Source organism: Bacillus sp. FSL H8-0545, from assembly GCF_038006105.1.
In the GTDB taxonomy this organism is placed as follows: domain Bacteria; phylum Bacillota; class Bacilli; order Bacillales; family Bacillaceae_G; genus Bacillus_A; species Bacillus_A cereus_U.
Genome location: NZ_JBBOUO010000001.1, coordinates 4,084,680 through 4,105,981, shown reverse-complemented (window position 1 = coordinate 4,105,981; position 21,302 = coordinate 4,084,680). Strand labels below are relative to the sequence as shown.

The following is a 21,302-nucleotide window of genomic DNA, read 5'->3' as shown; positions in this document are numbered from 1 at the left end:
AAGTGATAAAATGCCGGAATTACCAGAGGTTGAAAATGTTAGACGGACACTTGAAAATCTTGTAACGGGGAAAGTGATTGAAGATGTAATTATCACTTACCCAAAAATAGTGAAACGACCGGACGATGCAGAAATCTTTAAAGACATGCTAAGAGGCGAGATGATCGAGAATATAAAGCGAAGAGGTAAGTTTTTGCTTTTGTATGTAACAAACTATGTAATTGTTTCACATTTGCGTATGGAAGGTAAGTTTTTACTTCATCAAGAGGATGAGCCAATTGATAAACATACACACGTACGTTTCTTATTTACAGATGGAACTGAATTGCATTATAAAGATGTGAGAAAGTTTGGTACGATGCATCTCTTTAAGAAAGGTGAAGAGTTTGCTCAAATGCCTCTTGCTGATTTAGGACCAGAGCCATTTGATGCTGAATTGACACCGCAGTACTTACAAGAAAGATTGCAAAAGACAAATCGCAAAATAAAAGTTGTATTATTAGATCAGCGTCTTTTAGTGGGGCTTGGAAATATATATGTAGATGAAGTATTATTCCGTTCGCAAATTCATCCAGAACGAGAAGCTGCATCTTTAACAGAAGAAGAAGTAGAAAGAATTTATGAGGCGACTGTTACAACGCTGGGTGAAGCGGTTAAGCGTGGCGGAAGTACAATTAGAACGTATATTAATTCGCAAGGACAAATTGGTTCGTTCCAGGAACTTCTAAATGTATATGGAAAAAAAGGAGAACCGTGTGTGACTTGCGGTACGCTATTAGAAAAAACAGTTGTTGGCGGAAGGGGAACGCATTACTGCCCAATTTGTCAGCCTAGAATATAGAAAAGGGATAACATCGGATAGGCATTTGTCATATACATAGAGCAGAGCTATGTATAAGGGAGGAGCTTACCGATGTATCTTTATTTGTCTCTTATTTTATTAGCTTTTACATTAAGCTTAGATAGCTGTAGTGTGGGGCTAACATACGGATTAAGAAGTGTAAGAATTCCACTAAAATCAATTATAATTATCGGAATCTGTTCAGCGGCTGTCATGCTCGTTTCCATGGGAATTGGACATATGATCGCGAAAATATTTTCACCTGTTATCGCAACGCGTATCGGTGGGTTTGTTCTTATTGGAATCGGGATTTGGGTATTATACCAATTTTTTCGAAGTGATAAAAAAGAAGAACCGAAGCAAGAAGAGAAGGTTTGGAAACTAGAAATTGCTTCTCTAGGGTTAGTGATTCAAATTTTGCGGAAGCCGACTGTTGCCGATTTTGATAAATCAGGAACTATTTCTGCAGGAGAAGCGCTACTTCTCGGCATCGCTCTTTCTGTAGATTCGTTTGGTGCTGGAATCGGTGCATCTTTATTAGGTTATGCACCGGCGATGATGGCGATATTAGTCGCGGTTATGAGTTCTTTATTTTTATTTATTGGAATGAAGCTTGGTACGATTTTATCGAATATGAAATGGTTACAAAAATTTACATTCCTGCCTGGAGTATTACTCATTATTATTGGAATTTGGAAAATGTAAGTATGGGCGTGGAACATTAGTTTCGCGCCTTTGATATTATGAGGAGGATTATTATGACAGTAATAATTGGATTAACAGGAGGCATTGCAAGCGGAAAAAGTACGGTATCAGAAATGTTTCGTGAAATGAGTATACCGGTTATTGATGCAGATATTATTGCGCGAGAAGTTGTAGAACGAGGAAAACCAGCATATAACAAAATTGTAGAGGTGTTTGGAACGGAAGTGTTACAAGAAGATGGGGAGCTGGATCGCCCGAAGCTTGGAAGTGTCGTTTTCTATAATGAAGAAAAACGATTGCAGTTAAACAAAATCGTTCACCCTGCAGTGCGTGAAGAAATGAATGCACAAAAGGAAATGTACATAAAAGAAGGTATGCAAGCGGTTGTGTTAGATATCCCTCTTTTGTTTGAAAGTAAATTAACAAATCTTGTTGATCGTGTTTTAGTTGTAGCAGTCACACCGAATACGCAATTGGAACGTTTAATGAAACGAAATAACTTTTCAGAAGAAGAAGCAACGGTGCGTATTCAATCTCAAATGCCATTAGAAGAAAAAGTGAAGAATGCAGATGAAGTGATAAATAATGATGGCACAATTATGGAAACGAAAACACAATTACAGGTGATTTTAAAGAAGTGGAACATTATTGATTAAAAAATTGTGAAATTAATGAAAATGCTTAGTGACATATCTCCTTTTTGTGTTATACTATTATTGGGATTGGAGATAAATAGTATAACGCATTCAAGGGGGAAAACATATTATGACTCGTGTGGCAATTAATGGATTTGGACGTATTGGGAGAATGGTGTTTCGTCAAGCAATAAAAGAAAGCGCATTCGAAATTGTAGCAATCAATGCAAGCTATCCGTCCGAAACGTTAGCACATTTAATTAAATATGATACAGTACACGGTAAGTTTGCCGGAACAGTGGAAGCATTTGAAGATCACTTATTAGTAGATGGGAAAATGATTCGCCTTTTAAACAACCGCGATCCAAAGGAATTGCCTTGGAAAGATCTAGGTGTTGAAGTTGTAATTGAAGCAACTGGTAAATTTAACTCGAAAGAAAAAGCAATTCTTCATGTTGAAGCTGGAGCGAAAAAAGTTATTTTAACAGCACCTGGTAAAAATGAAGATGTAACAATCGTAGTTGGTGTGAACGAAGACCAATTAGATATTACAAAACATACCGTTATTTCAAATGCATCTTGTACAACAAACTGTTTAGCGCCTGTTGTAAAGGTGTTAGATGAGCAGTTCGGAATTGAAAATGGTTTAATGACAACTGTTCACGCTTATACAAATGACCAAAAAAATATTGATAACCCACATAAAGATTTAAGAAGAGCGCGTGCTTGCGGACAGTCTATCATTCCGACAACGACGGGTGCCGCGAAAGCGCTTGCAAAAGTTCTTCCACACTTAAACGGAAAACTCCATGGTATGGCACTTCGTGTACCAACACCAAACGTGTCTCTTGTTGATTTAGTAGTAGACGTAAAACGTGATGTAACAGTTGAAGATATTAATGAAGCATTCAAAACTGTTGCAAACGGTGCGTTAAAAGGAATTGTAGAATTCAGCGAAGAGCCTTTAGTGTCTATCGACTTTAATACAAATACACACTCAGCTATTATTGATGGTTTATCTACAATGGTAATGGGTGAGCGTAAAGTGAAAGTACTTGCTTGGTATGATAACGAGTGGGGCTACTCTCGTCGTGTTGTAGATCTTGTAACGTTAGTTGTTGATGAATTAGCAAAACAAGAAAATGTACAACATATTTAAGTGAAATAGAGGGAGGGCAAGTGAATATTTGCTCTCTTTTTTTATTTTTTTCTGAAAAGAAAAAAATTATATGGGTATATTTTCAAATAGTGGACAGACCAAAAACGTTGTGATTACTGTATTTGTGAATCATTTATTTTTTTTAGGGAAAAGTAAAGAGGAAATTATGACAGAAAATCGAAAAAACTGTTGTTGCAAAATGAAAATAAACAAAGTATACTAACACTCGTAAACTTAAGAGCTGAGGTACGTAGTCACTACTTAAAGGGTTAGGACCTCTCTGGACTAACTTTCCCCCGTGGTAGTGGAGCAAGCCAAATTGCAAATTAGTTTTCAATTCGAACAGTTAGAATAAATTTACAAGGGGGAACTGTAGAATGGATACTATGGATACGATGGGTCGTCACGTAATCGCTGAACTTTGGGATTGCGATTTCGACAAGCTTAATGACATGCCGTATATTGAACAATTATTTGTGGATGCAGCACTAAGAGCTGGTGCTGAAGTACGTGAGGTTGCTTTTCATAAATTTGCACCACAAGGTGTAAGTGGAGTAGTAATTATCTCGGAATCACATTTAACAATTCATAGCTTTCCGGAGCACGGTTACGCAAGTATTGATGTTTATACTTGTGGGGATCGTATTGATCCAAATGTTGCTGCAGAATATATTGCAGAAGGTTTAAACGCGAAAACGCGTGAGAGCATCGAGCTTCCTCGAGGCACTGGTAGCTTCGAAATTAAGCAGAGAGAAACAAAAGCTCTTTAAAAAAGAACATAATTGATTTAAAATGTAAAGAGGTGTATAATGCACCTCTTTTTTAGTTTATATAAAATAGGACCATGCTATGTATGAACTTATAGTGGTCAGTGTAGAAGAATGAGTTATATAATATTGTATATATATTTTCACATGTAGATGAGTAGCGAAGAAATAAAGATTATAGTGTAAAGGAGTGAATGAATTGCGTTGTCCATCCTGTTTTCATAATGGCACAAGAGTGTTAGATTCGCGTCCGGTAGACGAGGGGCGCTCTATTCGAAGAAGAAGAGAGTGTGAAAGTTGTTTAAGTCGCTTTACGACATTTGAAAGAGTAGAAGAATCACCTCTTATCGTTGTTAAAAAAGAAGGAACACGAGAAGAGTTTAATAAAGAGAAAATTTTACGCGGTTTAATTAAAGCGTGTGAAAAAAGACCTGTATCTTTAAGGCAGTTAGAGGAAGTAACACAAAGTGTGGAGCGTGAACTTCGTAACTTAGGTATATCAGAAGTGAAAAGTGATATGATTGGTGAAATTGTTATGGAAGAACTTCGTGATATTGATGATGTTGCTTACGTACGTTTTGCTTCTGTGTATCGTCAGTTTAAAGATTTAAATGTATTTATTGAAGAATTAAAAGATATACTGCAAAAAGAGAGAGAGTAGAAGGAATCTCTTTATATACTGTAAGTAAACGAGATAAGAGAGCTAGAAGCGGAAGCTAATAGCTCTTTTTCGCTAATAAATTATATAATAAAGATAGAACGAGTGAAATGTAGGTTAGATTGGATGAGAGAAAGGAAAGGCAAGAATGGAAAAACAGTCATGGATGGAGCTATTGCCGATTGATCGTTATAAAGTAAGTGCGAAAGGGTTGTTACATAATTACGACCGGAAAGTATTAACGATGTTGTATCAGCCGTTAATAGGTAGTAGAGCTTTTAGCTTATACATGACACTATGGGGAGAGTTAGAGCAAGATCGTGTATTTGGAAAAGAGAATACACATCACTCCCTTATGGTGACTATGCAAATGCAACTTCCTGAAATATATGGGGAACGAGTAAAATTAGAAGCGATTGGTCTTTTAAATGTATATATTAAGAAAGAAAAAGATATTCGAATGTTTATATATGAATTGCAACCACCTTTATCTCCGAAGCAGTTTTTTGATGATATTGTTTTAAGTATCTTTTTATATAATCGCTTGAGTCGGACAAAATACAACCAAGTAAAACAATATTTCTTAGAAGAAGAATTCGATTTTGCTTCTTATGAAAATGTTACGCGCTCCTTCAACGATATATTTGATTCGTTTAACCCAGGTCAGTTTGAATATGCGCAAGAAGAACTGCGTATCCCGAAAACGACAATTATGCCAAGTAACGAGAATGGGGATGCTCCGAAAGTTTGGAATGATTTCTTTGATTTCTCTTTATTTGTAGACGGACTATCAGCGCTTGTTCCTAAAAAGGCGATTACAGATCAAGTGAGAGAATGTGTCATTACACTCGCTTATGTGTACGGTGTGGATGTGTTATCGATGCAAAATATCGTTCTTGGCGCAGTGACAGAGATACAAACAATTGATATCGAAAGGCTTCGGAAGGGAGCACGCGATTGGTATCAATTCGAAAATGGTCAAGCGTTACCTGTATTAAGTGAAAGAGTGCAACCTCATGCTGCTCGTACAATGAAAGAGAAAGAGCCATCTACGAAAGAAGAGATGCTAATGAAGCAGTTAGAGGAAATCTCGCCAAAACAACTATTGAAAGAGATTTCAGGCGGTGCAGAGGCGACGAAAGCGGACTTGCAAATCGTTGAGGATGTAATGATAAACCAAAAGTTAACGCCAGGGGTTGTGAATGTACTTATTTATTACGTTATGCTACGCTCAGATATGAAGCTTGCTAAAACGTATGTCGAGAAGATTGCTGGACATTGGGCGCGAAAAAAGGTCGGTACAGTAGGCGAGGCGATGGCGCTAGCGAAAGAAGAGAATCGTCAATATCAAGAGTGGGCTGAGACGAAGAAAAAAGGTCGTACAGCGAAGAAAACAGTGCGAAAAGAAATGGTACCAGATTGGCTTAAAGAAGAGTCGAAAGAAGAAGAGAAAGAACCTGTAAAAAATGACGTAAGTGCGAAAAAAGATGCAAGTACGTTAGAAGATGAACGGAAACGATTAGAAGAAGTATTGAAAAAATATAAGCGTGATTAATAAAAGAAAATGAACGCTCTTTGAGGTGAGAAAATGGAGCATATTCAAAATTCATTTACGAAATTAATGGAAAATAAAAACTTTAAAAATAGATATGAAGTCTTAAAGGCAGAAGTGATGGCGCACCCTCGTGTGAAAGAATTTATAGACGAACATAAAGGTGAAGTAACGACTTCTATGATTGAACGAAGTCTTGTGAAGTTATATGAATATATTGGACAAAGTGTAGGGTGTGCGGATTGTCCAGATTTAGGGTCATGTAAAAATATGCTACAAGGATATGAGCCGAAGCTCGTCATCCAAGGTAAGATGATTGATATTCAATATGATCGTTGTATTAGAAAAGTAGCATATGATGAGAGAAAAAAATATGAAAAACTTGTTCAAAGTGTATATATGCCAGTTGACATTTTGCAGGCAACTATGGAAAATTTAGATCCTTCAGATTTAGATGCACGTATTGATGCAATAGGTGCAACGAATGAATTTTTAAACACATACGAACCAGGTAAAAAAGCACAAGGTTTATATTTGTACGGTAAATTTGGTGTAGGGAAAACGTATCTTTTAGGGGCAATTGCAAATGAGCTTGCGCGAAAGAAAATTAGTTCGATGCTCGTATACTTCCCTGAATTTTTACGTGAAATCAAAAGTTCGATTCAAGATAATTCGATTAGCGGAAAGATTGATGCTGTCAAACGTGTACAAGTATTAATGTTAGATGATATCGGGGCAGAAGCGATGTCAAGTTTTGTACGTGATGATGTACTCGGTGCAATCTTACAGTTCCGTATGTTGGAAAACTTACCGACGTTCTTTACATCTAATTTTGATTTCAAACAGTTGGAACATCATTTAACGTATACACAGCGCGGTGAAGCAGAAGAGATGAAAGCGGCCCGTATTATGGAACGAATTAAATATTTAGCGAAGCCAATCCCAATTGGCGGGAAGAACCGTCGTAATAAGTAAAGAGCGAGCTGAGAAGCTTGCTCTTTTTTATCCCGCATTAACGGGCAGTAAGACTCCCACCTCAAAATTCGGCTGTAAAACAAAGAAGTTAGGTGGGAGATCAACTGCCCGTAAAAGCCCGATTGGTTCAACTAATAATCAGTGGAGGATGGACAAAACCTCCACTGATTAAAGTTTCACTTTATTTTAATCATTTTTTCAGAGTAGCTTGTATCATTTTTTTCTCCCTCCCTTAATATATATAAAATTAGCAAGCCATATCGAGTGGATGTTCTAACAATGGGAGATAGGTTTCTACTAAGAGTGAACTTCCATAGGTCGGACTCTTATAGGATTTGTAACGTATAGATGCAATCCTTTAGAGCGGGGATAAAAGGGGGGACAAAAGTGATTGAAATTTGCTTCGAAGAAAAAAATGATGCTGTGCACGTATACAGACAACTAACGAAAAGAACGGAATCCTTATATAAGGAAACAAGTGTATATTTAAACGAACAAAAGGTTGTTATTCATATACCATTATGTGAATCGAATTATATTGAAAAGATTTTATTGCCAGTATTACTATATTTCATTATGAATGTGAAACAAAATGAATGGATTCATACCATTTTAAAGGAAAAGTTTTTTTATGAAGAACAAGAAGAGTGTCATCAAATATTGCATATGGCACATGAGATTTTAAAGGAAAGAAGAAAAGGAGTAGCCCGTGATTTAACACGTCAAAAATTTGAATCTTATATTGCGTCGTCTTTGAATGATTGGCTTTGTGATCCGCTCTCATTCTCGTTTTCATCATACGTTCGTTTTCGTCTTCGTACATATAGGGAAATGATAGCTAGGCTTGCTGAAGTTGCAATTGATGAGTATAAGATGGAGCAGGAATATCAAATGTTCATTGAGACACTTCGCCAACAAGTAAGTAGCCGGAAATCACGTTTGTCCTGTGTGCATCTTATTTTTGATGAAAGTTTTATTTTCTATGATGATAAAGGTAGACGTTTAAAACAGGATAAATTGGTTCAATATATAGATGAAGAATTATTAAAGAAACAGGATGTATATATTGATACGAAAGTAATTGCACCACTTCTTTCTATTTCGCCGAAAAAGATTTATTTATATACGAAAGAACAAGATCATAATATGATTATTACTTTGCGAAATGTATTTCAGGAACGAGTGCAACTACATGGATTACATGAATTTGAGCGCAACGTGAAAAATTTAAAAAATAAAGGTAACGCCCTTGATTTTCTAAGTTTTTGAGCATATAATTACCTACATAAATGAAATATATCGAAATGTTATGATGAGGACATGGGTAGTTTTCTACGATTTTCAGAGAGGGAAGCCTTAGGGTGTGAGCTTCCTAGTACGGGATAATTACTTACCACCTCTAAACTTTAGCAGTGAACGTTTTTCTAGTAATTGCTAACGGACAACACCGTTATGTTGAACTTGAGCAATTAACAATAAGGTTAATTGGAACAAGGGTGGAACCACGAATTCAACACTCGTCCCTTTTTATGGGATGAGTGTTTTTTATTTTGAAAAAAAAGAGGAGTGACCAGTGATGGCAGATGTAGTTAAAATTACTTTCCCTGATGGAGCTGTGAAGGAGTTTCCAAAAGGAGTAACAACTGAAGAAATCGCAGCTTCTATTAGCCCAGGCTTAAAGAAAAAAGCTGTGGCTGGAAAATTAAACGATGAGATGATCGATCTTGTTACACCAATCGAAGAAGATGGTGCAGTGTCTATTATTACATTAGATTCTGAAGATGGCTTATATATTTTACGCCACTCAACAGCTCACCTTTTAGCACAAGCGTTAAAACGTTTATATAAAGATGTTAAGCTTGAGCTTGGCATTGGTCCAGTAATCGAAAATGGCTTCTACTACGATATTGATATGGAAGAAGCAATTACAGTTGAAGACTTCAAGAAAATCGAAAAAGAAATGCAAAAAATCGTGAACGAAAACTTAGAAATCGTTCGTCATGAAGTACCACGTGCAGAAGCACTTCGTCGCTTTGAAGAAATCGGCGATGAGTTAAAATTAGATTTAATTAACGATCTTCCAGAAGATGCAGTTATTTCAATCTATGAGCAAGGCGAATTCTTCGACCTTTGCCGTGGTGTTCACCTTCCATCTACAGGGAAGATTAAAGTGTTTAAATTATTAAGCGTTGCAGGTGCTTACTGGCGCGGCGATAGCAATAATAAAATGTTACAACGTATTTACGGTACTGGATTCGTTAAGAAAGCAGAATTAGATGAGCACTTACGTATGCTTGAAGAAGCGAAAGAGCGCGATCACCGTAAATTAGGTAAAGAGTTAAAACTATTTACTAATAGCCAAAAAGTAGGACAAGGTTTACCACTTTGGTTACCAAAAGGTGCAACAATTCGCCGTATTATCGAGCGTTATATCGTTGATAAAGAAGCAAGCTTAGGCTATGATCACGTATACACTCCAGTATTAGGAAGTAGAGAGCTTTATGAAACTTCTGGTCACTGGAACCATTACCGTGATGGCATGTTCCCATCAATGGAAATGGATAATGAAGAGTTAGTTCTTCGTCCAATGAACTGCCCTCACCATATGATGGTTTATAAAAATGATATTCACAGCTACCGTGAATTACCAATCCGTATTGCGGAACTTGGAACAATGCACCGCTATGAAATGTCTGGAGCATTATCTGGATTACAACGTGTACGCGGAATGACTTTAAATGATGCGCACATTTTCGTTCGTCCAGATCAAATTAAAGAAGAATTAAAACGTGTTGTAAACTTAACTTTAGAAGTGTACAAAGATTTCGGTTTAGAAAACTATTCATTCCGTCTATCTTATCGTGACCCAGCAGATACTAAAAAGTATTATGCTGATGATGAGATGTGGGAAAAAGCACAAGGTATGTTAAAAGAAGCTATGGATGAAATGGGTCTTGATTACTATGAAGCTGAAGGTGAAGCGGCATTCTATGGTCCGAAACTTGACGTTCAAGTTCGTACTGCTCTTGGAAAAGACGAAACACTTTCAACTGTACAATTAGACTTCTTACTTCCAGAACGCTTTGAATTAGCTTACGTTGGTGAAGACGGTAAACAACATCGTCCAGTTGTAATTCACCGTGGTGTTGTATCAACTATGGAACGTTTCGTAGCCTTCTTAATTGAAGAATACAAAGGCGCATTCCCAACTTGGTTAGCTCCAGTTCAGGCACAAGTAATTCCAGTTTCTCCGCAAGTACATTTAGATTATGCGAAGAAAGTACAAGATGAATTACGACGTGCTGGTATCCGTGTTGAATTAGACACTCGTGAAGAGAAAATTGGTTACAAAATCCGTGAAGCACAAATGCAAAAGATTCCGTACATGCTTGTAGTAGGTGACAATGAAGTTACTGAAAATGGCGTTAACGTACGTAAATATGGTGAACAAAAATCAGAAACAATCGCATTAGATGCGTTTGTTGACATGATTAAAGTAGAAGGAAAACGATAAGAAAAAGCCGCGGTATACCGCGGCTTTTTTATGTATTATAAAAAAGAAAATCTAGAAAAAATAACCAAACGATACTTATCATAAAAAAGTATTGCAAGTATGCTGGTTGTTTGTTACAATATTTCTTGTTGTTAGTAAAACACATCGCGTCTTCTTGACAGACGTCATGTCCTATGATAAACTCATCAAGGATAATAGAATATGGTTTTGACAAGTAGAAGCACCCGCTTCTCACCTGATGGACGCATTCGCAGTTAGCAGGTAAATGTATTTCTTACTAAAGATATTACAAGTGTGGGTGCCGTGTGCCCGCACTTTTTTTGTTCGGGTTCTACAATTGCAAAACGTATTCTAAGAAAACCTTGGAGGTGGCTTACTATTAGCAAGGATATGATGATTAACGAGCAAATTCGTGCACGTGAAGTACGCTTAGTTGGCGCAAACGGCGATCAACTTGGAATCAAGTCTCGTAATGACGCTTTAGACTTAGCTGCAGGTCTTAATCTTGATTTAGTATTGGTTGCTCCAAATGCGAAACCGCCAGTATGCCGCATTATGGACTACGGTAAATTCCGCTTTGAGCAACAGAAGAAAGAAAAAGAACAGCGCAAAAATCAAAAAGTAATTAGCATGAAAGAAGTTCGTTTAAGTCCAACAATTGATGAACATGACTTTAACACAAAACTTCGTAATGCTGTCAAGTTTTTAGAGAAAGGCGACAAGGTTAAAGCGTCAATTCGCTTTAAAGGACGTGCCATTACTCATAAAGAAATCGGTCAACGTGTTTTAGATCGCTTCTCAGAAGCTTGTGCTGAAGTTAGTACAATTGAATCTAAGCCTAAAATGGAAGGACGCAGTATGTTCTTAGTTTTAGCACCGAAAAACGATAAGTAATAGATAGAGGAGGAAATACCTATGCCTAAACAAAAAACTCATCGCGGCGCTGCAAAGCGTTTCAAAAAGACTGGATCTGGTAAACTGAAGCGTTCTCACGCTTACACAAGCCATTTATTCGCTAACAAATCTACAAAAGCTAAACGTAAACTACGTAAAGCTGGTGTAGTTAGCGCTGGTGACTTCAAACGCATTCGTCAAATGCTTGACAACTTAAAATAAGTTCGGCTGATATATAGAACAAACTAGGAGGTAATATTATGCCAAGAGTAAAAGGTGGTACAGTTACTCGTCAACGTCGTAAAAAAGTTATAAAATTAGCAAAAGGTTACTACGGTTCTAAGAGTACATTATTTAAGGTTGCTAACCAACAGGTTATGAAATCTCTAATGTATGCATTCCGTGACCGTCGTCAAAAGAAACGTGACTTCCGTAAATTATGGATTACACGTATCAACGCAGCAGCTCGTATGAATGGTCTTTCTTACAGCCGCTTAATGCACGGTTTAAAAAATGCTGGCATCGAAGTTAACCGCAAGATGCTTGCTGACTTAGCTGTTCATGACGAAAAAGCTTTCGCTGAATTAGCAACAGTTGCAAAAAACAACATTAACTAATTGTTTAAAACCTTAGAAGATCTTTCTTCTAAGGTTTTTTTATTTGTATTCATCATAACCATTCAATAACTTGTAAAATTTCCCGCTTCGTGTCGTCACAATTAAATGAGTTAATTCTCTCTAGTATATTAAGATGTGCTTGTAAGAACTTTTGTAACGATAACAAGGGAGCGTTTACATGAAAGTAGGAAAGATTAACGGACGTGTCGTTATAGATATGACAAAATCAATATAAAAGCTATAGCGATATAAAAGAATATACATATAAAGTCAGGAGAATCCTCCTGACTTTTTTTATTTGAACTCATTCGTGAGGAAGTGTATCTTTCCTAGCAGAAACGACACTGCTATAATGGAAAGATGATATGGAACTTTCATCAAGTGAACAATCTATGAGTGATGATTGAAACGTATTTGCAAATTAAGGACAAGCTATCTTTATAAAGATGTAGGTAGCTGACTTGTTAATAAGAAACGAAAAATAATAATGAACTTTGAGATGAAACAACATTGTTACGGAAAATGCGATGTTGGAGGAGGACAATAGAATGGACTTACTACAACTATTTAAATTACAAAAAGAGTTAGATGACCGTATTGTGAAAGAGCATGAATTACAACCGAAGAAATTGTTAAAAGAAAAAATGTTAGCTCTTCTTGTAGAAATTGGAGAACTTGCAAATGAAACACGTTGTTTTAAATATTGGAGCAATAAACCAGCGTCAGAACGTGAAGTAATATTAGAAGAATACGTAGATGGTTTGCATTTTATTTTATCAATCGGAATCGATTTAGGAATTGATAAAAACTTCTTATTCTATAAATGTGCGCAAACGAATAAAACACAAGTGGAAATTTTCTTAGACACATATGCGAAAGTAATTCGTTTTACAGATCAACCTTCTATCACGAACTATATTGAATTATTTACAAGCTATCTTCGCCTTGGACAAGCGCTTGAATTTGAACAAGAAGAAATTGAAAAAGCATATTTAGATAAAAATAAAGTAAATCATCAGCGTCAAACACAAGGATACTAATTTAATTTTTGAATATTTCAATTTCCTTTTGTATAATAAAGTGACTGAAGAAAAAGGAGGGTGTTGGCAATGATAAAATTAGACGAGACATTGACAATGCTAAAAGAATTAACAGACGCACGCGGTATTGCGGGTAACGAGCGTGAACCACGTGAAGTAATGAAGAAATATATTGAGCCGTTTGCAGATGAACTTTCTACTGATAATTTAGGAAGTTTAGTTGCGAAAAAAGTTGGGGAAGAAAACGGCCCAAAAATTATGGTTGCAGGTCATTTAGATGAAGTTGGCTTTATGATTACGCAAATTGATGACAAAGGCTTCCTTCGTTTCCAAACGGTTGGTGGCTGGTGGTCGCAAGTTATGCTTGCACAGCGCGTAACGATTGTAACGCGTAAAGGAGATGTAACAGGTGTAATTGGTTCAAAACCACCGCACATTTTACCTCCAGAAGCTCGTAAAAAACCAGTTGACATTAAAGATATGTTCATCGATATTGGTGCTTCTAGCCAAGAAGAAGTGATGGAGTGGGGCGTAAGACCAGGAGATCAAGTTGTACCGTACTTCGAATTCCAAGTGATGAAGAATGAAAAGATGTTACTTGCAAAAGCATGGGATAACCGAATTGGTTGTGCAATTGCAATTGACGTATTAAAACAATTAAAAGATGAAAAGCATCCAAACGTTGTATACGGCGTTGGGACTGTACAAGAAGAAGTTGGTCTTCGTGGTGCGAAAACATCTGCAAACTATATTAAGCCAGATATCGCATTCGCTGTAGATGTTGGTATTGCTGGGGATACACCAGGTGTAACAGCAAAAGAAGCACAAAGTAAAATGGGTGATGGACCGCAGATCATTCTATATGATGCTTCTGTTATTGGTCATACAGGTTTACGTGATTTCGTTGTTGATGTTGCTGATGAATTACAAATTCCATATCAGTATGATTCTGTAGCGGGCGGGGGAACGGATGCAGGAGCAATTCACATTTCTGTAAATGGTATTCCGTCTATGGCAATTACGATTGCGACACGCTACATTCATTCTCATGCAGCGATGTTACATCGTGATGATTATGAAAACGCAGTGAAGTTAATTGTAGAAGTTATTAAACGTCTTGATAAAGAGGCTGTACATAACATTACATTTAATTAATAGAAAAAAGCGAAGGGTAATTTCCTTCGCTTTTTCCATTTTTAAAATGGTCTTTCTAATCCTGCTGCAGTATGGGCGCCTAAAATAATTAAGCGAGTTAATTGCATTGCCATGAAATGCGGGGTATAAATCATGCCTCTTTTTAACCATGACATAATCATTCCGATATGAGCCCCTGTAACATAACTAATAAGAATGTCACGAGGAACCATGAGTTCTTCATCATCAGGCTGTGAAATAGATAAGCTTAATGTTAAATGTGTTTGGACTGTTTTCATCATTTTATAAGAGTAATTTCCAGCGGCTTTATCACCAAGCATCACGTTATAGAAGTTCACATTTTCCGCTATATGTTCAAACAAAGCTAAAAAGGTTGGATGTGGTGAGTCGAATGTGAGCTGAAAATCTTCTTTATTTCGTTTTTGTGGTTTAATTACTTCAGTTAGTTTTTCTAACATTTCTTCTATGCTTTTTTCTAGTAAATCATATTTATCATGGTAATGGCTATAAAATGTAGCGCGATTTACAGGAGCACGTTCCGCGATATGTTGCACAGTTACATTTTCAAAGCCCTTTTCGCCTACTAAAGCGACAAAAGCATCCTGTATGAGTTGTCTTGTTCGTTTTACACGTGGATCATTTGTATTTTTAATAGACATTTTTACTTCACCTCGTTTAATTTTTTTAACTTAAACAACACATGCGTAGTGTAATGTTGTTTAAACAACATATAGGTTTAAATTGTTGGTTGTAGATTCGGGATAATTATTTATAATTATAAACGATAGTCCTTTAGAAATCAGCACCGCTAGGATGCAGACAAAACATAGTTTGCGTCGTAAAAGGTGTGCTTTTTTTGTTTAAAGGTTAATATAATTAACAATTAAACAATATAAACACTAAGGATGTAAATAGTTTAGAAAAAAATTATATGCGATATAAGGAGAGGAATGCAATGAATCAGTTTCGAAGAATGATAATTATCAACATTATCACATTAATTGTATTAGTTGGCGGCGGTATCGGCGGTTATTACTATTACAATCAAACGGAAAACTATTTAAAAACAGACAATGCAAAAATTGACGGGAAGGTAATTCCAATTGCATCACCAGTAGCGGGTAAATTAACTGACTGGAAAGCAGAAGTAGGAAAAAACTACAATGAGAACGATAAATTAGGTGCTGTTACTGTAGCAGGAGCAAATGGTGAGCAAACAGTAGACGTAACGATTCCGCAAAATGCAACAGTTGTACAATCAAACGCAACAACAAATGCGTTCGTTGGAGCGGGTAGCCCAATTGCTTATGCATTTGATATGAATAACTTATGGGTAACAGCAAACATTGAAGAAACAACTATTGATGATGTTCAAAAAGGCCAAACAGTAGATGTGTATGTAGATGCATACCCAGATACAACGTTAACAGGAAAAGTAGAACAAGTTGGATTAACAACAGCAAATACATTCTCAATGTTACCATCAAGTAACGCAACAGCGAACTATACGAAAGTAAAGCAAGTTGTACCAGTTAAAATTTCTTTAGACCATAGTAAATCAGTAAATATTGTTCCTGGAATGAATGTGTCAGTTCGTATTCATAAGTAAGGGGGAGATGAGATGTCCTCAATTGCAATTGTAGGATATGCACTATTTTGTATAATCGTCTTCTTCCTTGTAAATCGTCTTTTACGAAAGAAAAAAACGAACGTGGGAGAAGAACAAGTCCCAGCCGTAAGTAAAATAGAAGTAAGTAAGTTAGAAACAGAAGAGAAAGAAATTGAACAAAAACAAGAAACAGAAGCTTCTAACGTAGTGGAATTAGAAACAGGGAAGCAAGAGCAAGTAAAACAGGAAAAAGAAATGCTGAAGAGACAATTGCCGGTAGAGAATGTGAATGTAAAGGCAGTTGTAACTGTATTAATTCTCGGTATGTTCATTTCTATTTTAAATCAAACGATCATTAATGTTGCATTGCCTCCGTTAATGAACGAATTTAACGTATCAACTTCAACGGCCCAATGGTTAATTACAGGCTTCATGCTTGTAAACGGAATTTTAGTGCCGATTAGTGCCTTTTTAGTTTCACGATTTACGTATCGTAAATTATTCGTAGCGGCAATGTTATTTTTCACGGTAGGATCTATCATTTGTGCTACATCAGGTAACTTTACAATGATGATGACGGGTCGCATTATTCAAGCGGTCGGTGCAGGTATTTTAATGCCAGTTGGTATGAATATCTTCATGACATTATTCCCGCCTCATAAACGCGGAGCAGCGATGGGGTTACTAGGGGTAGCGATGATTTTAGCACCAGCTATCGGACCAACTATAACAGGTTGGGTAATTGAAAATTATAGCTGGAACTTAATGTTCTACGGTATGTTTGTGATCGGTTTAATTATTACGTTCTTATCTTTAAAATTCTTCACACTAGCACAGCCGGTGTCTAAAACAAAGTTAGATGTATTTGGTGTTATTAGTTCAAGTATTGGACTAGGAAGCTTATTGTACGGATTTAGTGAAGCTGGAAATAATGGCTGGACTAGTGCAGAAGTTGTTATAACAATGATCATCGGTGTCATTGGTTTAGCAGTATTTATTTGGAGAGAGTTAACAACGGACAATAAAATGCTTGATTTACAAGTATTTAAATATCCGACGTTCACTTTCACATTAGTAATTAACGCGATTGTAACGATGGCCTTATTCGGAGGTATGTTATTACTTCCTGTATATCTGCAAAATATTCGCGGCTTTACGCCAATGGAATCTGGTTTATTACTTCTTCCAGGATCATTAATTATGGGAATTATGGGACCAGTTGCAGGTAAACTATTTGATAAGTATGGTATTCGTCCGTTAGCAATTGTCGGATTAGCCATTACAACATTTGCGACATATAAATTTACAACGTTATCGATGGATACACCGTATAGCGTTATTATGACGGATTATATTATACGCTCAATTGGTATGTCATTCATTATGATGCCAATTATGACAGCTGGTATGAACGCACTGCCGATGAAATTAATTTCTCACGGTACAGCAACGCAAAATACGTCAAGACAAGTAGCTGGTTCAATTGGAACAGCGATATTAATCACACTTATGACGCAACAAACGACTGCTCACGTAGCGGATTACGGCAACATGTTAACAACATCAAACCCAATTTTAGTTGATAAAGTACACGGTATGGGCCAAAGCTTAGCGGCATTAGCCGGATCAGCTCAAGCAGGAGATGCGATGAGCACGCAACTATTATTCGGACAAATTTCAAAGCTATCTGCAATTAACGGTATTAATGATGCCTTCTTAATTGCAACAATATTAGCCGGTATTGCTTGGGTGTTATCGTTCTTCTTACCATCAGGCAATAAACGAAATAGAAAAGCAGGGAATTAATTTCCCTGCTTTTTTATCTTTTTAAAGAGTGAGATATAAAAGGTGATAACCACTCACAGAGCATAATCCTGTTATAAACAAAATCGTCCCCATAGAACGAATACTTGATATTTGTCTTCCGCTTATAATAGCTAATAGTCCAGCTAAAGAGAAGAGACACCAATATAAAGTTCCTGAAATTGGAATCATCTGCTCTATGTCTATTCCATAACCTATACAAATGATAGGAACAACGATAAGCAATATGCAAATCAATCCTGCTATGAATGTAAAAAAATTTCGATATTTAATTCCAGCAACAATTAAAAAAATACCAACGATGAATTCGCATAACATCAAAGTAAGAGCCAAAATAGTCCAAGTTAATATTCCAAACACTTCTGTATTACCTCCGATTTGTGGCTGTCTAAAAAATATTAGATATAGAATGAATCACCTATAGACATGAGTTCCCAGAAGATAACCCCTAATATTCCAGTGATAAAAATAATGAATCCCATGTTACGTATACCTTTAATTTTTGCTTGTAATCCACTTAATCCTGCCAATAATCCAGTTAAAGAAAACAGTATCCAATATGAAGTAGTTGAAATAGGGAGGATTGTATCGGCATTAACCCCCATGCTCCAAAAAACAAAAGGTAGCGTGATAAAGGAGAAGCTAAGTAGTCCCATTAAACCAACAAATAATTTACGATGTTTAATGCTAGTAATAATTAAAAAAATACCACCGAAAAATCCGCATAAAACAAGAAGTGGCATATAAACAACCCAAAGTAAGCTCAACATATATAATCTCCTTCTATGAAATCAGTTATATTTTACTATATGAGGTTTATTTTGGACATTATTAATGAATATGTATAAATTGATAGAAATGAGAAGTAACGATACGAATTAATAGATGTAGAGAACGTTAGAGAGGAGGGGACATATGAAAATTACAGAAGAGAACGTTGCTAATCAGCTAAGGAAAAGGAATGAAAAAGCACTATACTTTATTATCGACCAGTACGGCGGACTTATAAAAAGTATTATTCAGAAGCATTTAGCTTCTTTTGAAGTTGTTATAAAATAATAAAAAGAGGTATCACTCTGTAGTGATGCCTCTTTCTCATTGATAACTATGTTCTGCCTTGTCATTCGATTTCTTTTGCTCTATTTGTAATTCACGCTCTACCAATCGGTCTAATTGCTGAATTGCTTTCAATGCTTTTTCATAAGAAATCGTTCTATAATGATGTGCGCCACCGGGTTCTTCATCGGCTTCATCCGCCCACTTAATAACGTTTTGTAGAGGTGTTCTTTCAAGTGTTTGTTCTAGTAGGAAAGAATCAGTGTGCAGAAGAATTGCAACAGAAATTTCTTTTGCTAGTTTCGGATGTTCTCCTAATCTAATAAGCAATTTATGAGATCTTTCTGCCCCTTTAATCGCATGTATATCATTCTTTTTATACAAGTCATAGTCCCATTCGCCGCCTGTGTACCACGTATGATGTCCGATATCATGAAGGAAGCCAGCCTTTGTCGCAGCATCGACTGAGGCGTGATGCTTTTTGGCTAAGTGAAACGCATGGTAAGCGACAGCAATCGCGTGGACCATTCCAGAACGGTTTACATATTTTTGCGTAATGTGATGTTTAAAAATTTGTTCAAGCGTAATACGGTGCATAAAACATTCACTCCTTTTATCCCGATTTAACGGGCAGTAAGACTCCCACCTCAAAATTTGGCGAATGCGAGGAAGTTAGGTAGGAGATCGACTGCCCGTAAAAGCCCGATTGGTTCAACTAATAATCAGTGGGGATGAACAAAACCCCACTGATTAAAGTTTCACTTTATCTAATGATGTATATGAAGAAAATCGATCGGTTTAAATGTATTTTGAACATTGTACTCCATCAATCAGCGTTAGTAAAGTAGAAATGTTTAGGAGAAGAAAAATTTTATAGACATAAAAGGTCACCTTAGTTTTTTTTCTAAGGTGACCTTTTATTGTTTATTTTTTTAATCCTTGCTCCAGTGTTCCTAACATTTCGTGTTTTTCATTTTCATCAGCATTTTTCCAAATGACTTCGAATAAAACGCCAAGACCTGGAAGCATTTTTTCTTCACCGCTTTGAATTGCATCGACAATCGTTTCTTGTAATTGGTCTTGTGAATTTCCAGATACATTCGCTAATACAGCGCCGCGTAAATTAAAACTCATTATCTTCACCTCTTCTTCAGAATTGAAACTGACGTTAGTTTTTGTTCTTTTTTATGTAAATATGTATGAAAAATAGGCTATAATGATAAGACAAGAAGAGAGGGAAATACATATTATGAAAAACATTGATTCAGTACAAAACCCGCGTGTGAAGCAGTGGAAAAAGCTGCAGACGAAAAAAGAGCGCGATAACAAAGGTTTATTTTTTGTAGAAGGATTCCATTTAGTAGAGGAAGCGTTAAAGGCAGGAGTTGTAACAGAACTTATCGTTTCAGATCAGACAGATCTTCCGAAAGATTGGACAGTTAATGATGTTGAAATGTATATTGTGCCTGAAGCAATTGTAAAAGTACTTCGCGAAACAGAAACAACGCAAGGCGTATTTGCTGTTTGTGAGAAACATGAGAAAGAAGTAGCTCTTACTGATGGGAAATTTCTTTTATTAGACGGCCTTCAAGACCCAGGTAATTTGGGAACGATTATTCGTACAGCTGATGCAGCTGGTATTCATGCCGTTGTGCTTGGAGAAGGGTGCGTTGATGTTTATAATAGTAAAGTACTACGCTCTACACAGGGTTCTATTTTCCATTTACCGGTTGTAAAAGGGAATTTAGAAGAATGGGTAGACAAGTTAAAAGAAAATAACGTCCCTGTATATGGAACGGCTCTTGAAAATGGAGTTCCATTTGGTGAAGTAACCCGGGCTGGAAGTTTTGCATTAATTGTAGGAAATGAAGGAAGTGGCGTACGCCAAGAAATTCTTGCGAAAACGGATCAAAACTTGTATATTCCGATTTATGGAGGGGCAGAATCATTAAATGTTGCGGTTGCAGCAGGGATTTTAACGTATTATTTACAAAGCCCAGTTGCGAACAAATAAAAAACTTCTTATAATAAGTTGAAGTATATGTTCGTAATGAACATACAATAAAAGTTAAATAACGAAAAACGTTGATAGAGAAGAGTAGCTTACAAAATCGCCATATAGGGAGAGAGTGCCGTAGACTGAAAGCATTCTTATGGTAGATGGAAGTGAATTCACCTCTGGAGTTGGCGCCAGGACCATTTATATGTAAAGGCGTTCCGGTCAGAATTGATCGTTATAACTAATGAGTGGGCAGACTTGTTCTGTCAATTTAGGGTGGTACCGCGAATTTACCTCGTCCC

Annotated in this window: 23 protein-coding genes, 1 pseudogene and 3 other annotated features (1 of these 27 only partly in view); of the genes and pseudogenes, 19 read left to right on the top strand and 5 right to left on the bottom strand. The window is 36.5% G+C overall.

Annotated features, from left to right (window positions below):
- The first annotated feature begins 10 nt into the window (after positions 1 to 10).
- The 15 genes from mutM to MHI07_RS21435 all read left to right on the top strand — a co-directional run bounded on the left by mutM (position 11) and on the right by MHI07_RS21435 (position 14,512).
- A complete protein-coding gene (mutM, locus tag MHI07_RS21505) occupies positions 11 to 841 on the top strand; it encodes a DNA-formamidopyrimidine glycosylase (RefSeq protein ID WP_204208454.1) in 831 nt (276 codons plus the stop codon).
- A 72-nt stretch (positions 842 to 913) separates the two neighbouring features.
- A complete protein-coding gene (ytaF, locus tag MHI07_RS21500; protein WP_002160264.1) occupies positions 914 to 1,546 on the top strand; it encodes a sporulation membrane protein YtaF in 633 nt (210 codons plus the stop codon).
- 53 nt (positions 1,547 to 1,599) lie between these two features.
- Positions 1,600 to 2,202 carry a dephospho-CoA kinase gene (gene coaE / locus MHI07_RS21495; protein ID WP_340826166.1) on the top strand — a complete coding sequence of 201 codons (603 nt, stop codon included), beginning with the start codon at positions 1,600 to 1,602 and terminating at the stop codon, positions 2,200 to 2,202.
- A gap of 109 nt (positions 2,203 to 2,311) precedes the next feature.
- Positions 2,312 to 3,340: a glyceraldehyde-3-phosphate dehydrogenase gene (locus MHI07_RS21490; protein WP_204208451.1), complete on the top strand. Its 1,029-nt coding sequence runs from the start codon at positions 2,312 to 2,314 to the stop codon at positions 3,338 to 3,340.
- A gap of 386 nt (positions 3,341 to 3,726) precedes the next feature.
- Positions 3,727 to 4,110: an adenosylmethionine decarboxylase gene (speD, locus tag MHI07_RS21485; protein WP_002003660.1), complete on the top strand. Its 384-nt coding sequence runs from the start codon at positions 3,727 to 3,729 to the stop codon at positions 4,108 to 4,110.
- Between the two features lie 196 nt (positions 4,111 to 4,306).
- Entirely contained in the window at positions 4,307 to 4,768 is a 462-nt protein-coding gene (gene nrdR, locus MHI07_RS21480) for a transcriptional regulator NrdR (RefSeq protein WP_001203686.1), read from the top strand.
- Positions 4,769 to 4,913: 145 nt separating this feature from the next.
- The gene (locus tag MHI07_RS21475; RefSeq protein WP_340826162.1) at positions 4,914 to 6,320 is read left to right on the top strand and encodes a replication initiation and membrane attachment family protein; all 1,407 of its coding nucleotides are present in this window, start codon (positions 4,914 to 4,916) and stop codon (positions 6,318 to 6,320) included.
- Positions 6,321 to 6,353: 33 nt separating this feature from the next.
- Positions 6,354 to 7,292 carry a primosomal protein DnaI gene (gene dnaI / locus MHI07_RS21470; RefSeq protein WP_002015473.1) on the top strand — a complete coding sequence of 313 codons (939 nt, stop codon included), beginning with the start codon at positions 6,354 to 6,356 and terminating at the stop codon, positions 7,290 to 7,292.
- Between the two features lie 387 nt (positions 7,293 to 7,679).
- A complete protein-coding gene (gene ytxC / locus MHI07_RS21465) occupies positions 7,680 to 8,561 on the top strand; it encodes a putative sporulation protein YtxC (protein ID WP_002112187.1) in 882 nt (293 codons plus the stop codon).
- Between the two features lie 31 nt (positions 8,562 to 8,592).
- Positions 8,593 to 8,820, top strand: a binding site (T-box leader).
- 48 nt (positions 8,821 to 8,868) lie between these two features.
- Entirely contained in the window at positions 8,869 to 10,806 is a 1,938-nt protein-coding gene (thrS, locus tag MHI07_RS21460) for a threonine--tRNA ligase (protein ID WP_002160268.1), read from the top strand.
- 206 nt (positions 10,807 to 11,012) lie between these two features.
- Positions 11,013 to 11,133, top strand: a sequence feature (ribosomal protein L20 leader region).
- A 63-nt stretch (positions 11,134 to 11,196) separates the two neighbouring features.
- Positions 11,197 to 11,700, top strand: a complete 504-nt coding sequence (gene infC, locus MHI07_RS21455) for a translation initiation factor IF-3 (RefSeq protein WP_002015470.1) — start codon at positions 11,197 to 11,199, stop codon at positions 11,698 to 11,700.
- Positions 11,701 to 11,721: 21 nt separating this feature from the next.
- Positions 11,722 to 11,922: a 50S ribosomal protein L35 gene (gene rpmI, locus MHI07_RS21450; RefSeq protein WP_001125945.1), complete on the top strand. Its 201-nt coding sequence runs from the start codon at positions 11,722 to 11,724 to the stop codon at positions 11,920 to 11,922.
- Between the two features lie 38 nt (positions 11,923 to 11,960).
- Positions 11,961 to 12,317 (top strand): 50S ribosomal protein L20, encoded by a 357-nt coding sequence (gene rplT, locus MHI07_RS21445; protein WP_001138364.1) that lies wholly within the window; start codon positions 11,961 to 11,963, stop codon positions 12,315 to 12,317.
- Between the two features lie 548 nt (positions 12,318 to 12,865).
- Entirely contained in the window at positions 12,866 to 13,357 is a 492-nt protein-coding gene (locus tag MHI07_RS21440; protein ID WP_002160269.1) for a dUTP diphosphatase, read from the top strand.
- 69 nt (positions 13,358 to 13,426) lie between these two features.
- The gene (locus tag MHI07_RS21435; protein WP_002160270.1) at positions 13,427 to 14,512 is read left to right on the top strand and encodes a M42 family metallopeptidase; all 1,086 of its coding nucleotides are present in this window, start codon (positions 13,427 to 13,429) and stop codon (positions 14,510 to 14,512) included.
- A 41-nt stretch (positions 14,513 to 14,553) separates the two neighbouring features.
- On the opposite strand, the gene MHI07_RS21430 is transcribed toward MHI07_RS21435, so the two are convergent.
- The gene (locus tag MHI07_RS21430; protein WP_002160271.1) at positions 14,554 to 15,171 is read right to left on the bottom strand and encodes a TetR/AcrR family transcriptional regulator; all 618 of its coding nucleotides are present in this window, start codon (positions 15,169 to 15,171) and stop codon (positions 14,554 to 14,556) included.
- A gap of 296 nt (positions 15,172 to 15,467) precedes the next feature.
- On the opposite strand from MHI07_RS21430, the gene MHI07_RS21425 reads away from it, so the two are divergent.
- Together MHI07_RS21425 and MHI07_RS21420 are read left to right on the top strand one after the other, a co-directional pair.
- Complete coding sequence (locus MHI07_RS21425) at positions 15,468 to 16,121, top strand: HlyD family secretion protein (protein ID WP_002112181.1); 654 nt, start codon at positions 15,468 to 15,470, stop codon at positions 16,119 to 16,121.
- 12 nt (positions 16,122 to 16,133) lie between these two features.
- Complete coding sequence (locus MHI07_RS21420; RefSeq protein ID WP_002160272.1) at positions 16,134 to 17,927, top strand: DHA2 family efflux MFS transporter permease subunit; 1,794 nt, start codon at positions 16,134 to 16,136, stop codon at positions 17,925 to 17,927.
- Between the two features lie 21 nt (positions 17,928 to 17,948).
- Here the strand turns inward: MHI07_RS21420 and MHI07_RS21415 are convergent, their stop codons facing one another.
- Positions 17,949 to 18,305: a hypothetical protein gene (locus tag MHI07_RS21415; protein ID WP_016106316.1), complete on the bottom strand. Its 357-nt coding sequence runs from the start codon at positions 18,303 to 18,305 to the stop codon at positions 17,949 to 17,951.
- Positions 18,306 to 18,343: 38 nt separating this feature from the next.
- A complete protein-coding gene (locus tag MHI07_RS21410) occupies positions 18,344 to 18,715 on the bottom strand; it encodes a DNA-binding protein (protein ID WP_340826149.1) in 372 nt (123 codons plus the stop codon).
- 145 nt (positions 18,716 to 18,860) lie between these two features.
- On the opposite strand from MHI07_RS21410, the pseudogene MHI07_RS21405 reads away from it, so the two are divergent.
- Positions 18,861 to 18,995: pseudogene (locus MHI07_RS21405) on the top strand (DNA replication protein); the annotation flags it as partial.
- A 45-nt stretch (positions 18,996 to 19,040) separates the two neighbouring features.
- Here MHI07_RS21405 and MHI07_RS21400 read toward each other — a convergent pair.
- Both MHI07_RS21400 and sspI read right to left on the bottom strand, forming a co-directional pair.
- Complete coding sequence (locus MHI07_RS21400; protein WP_078179653.1) at positions 19,041 to 19,598, bottom strand: HD domain-containing protein; 558 nt, start codon at positions 19,596 to 19,598, stop codon at positions 19,041 to 19,043.
- Positions 19,599 to 19,925: 327 nt separating this feature from the next.
- Positions 19,926 to 20,135, bottom strand: a complete 210-nt coding sequence (gene sspI, locus MHI07_RS21395; RefSeq protein ID WP_000009511.1) for a small acid-soluble spore protein SspI — start codon at positions 20,133 to 20,135, stop codon at positions 19,926 to 19,928.
- 82 nt (positions 20,136 to 20,217) lie between these two features.
- Between sspI and MHI07_RS21390 the strand changes: the two genes are divergently transcribed.
- A complete protein-coding gene (locus tag MHI07_RS21390; RefSeq protein WP_340826145.1) occupies positions 20,218 to 21,015 on the top strand; it encodes a TrmH family RNA methyltransferase in 798 nt (265 codons plus the stop codon).
- Positions 21,016 to 21,077: 62 nt separating this feature from the next.
- Positions 21,078 to 21,302, top strand: a binding site (T-box leader) (it continues 4 nt past the right edge of the window).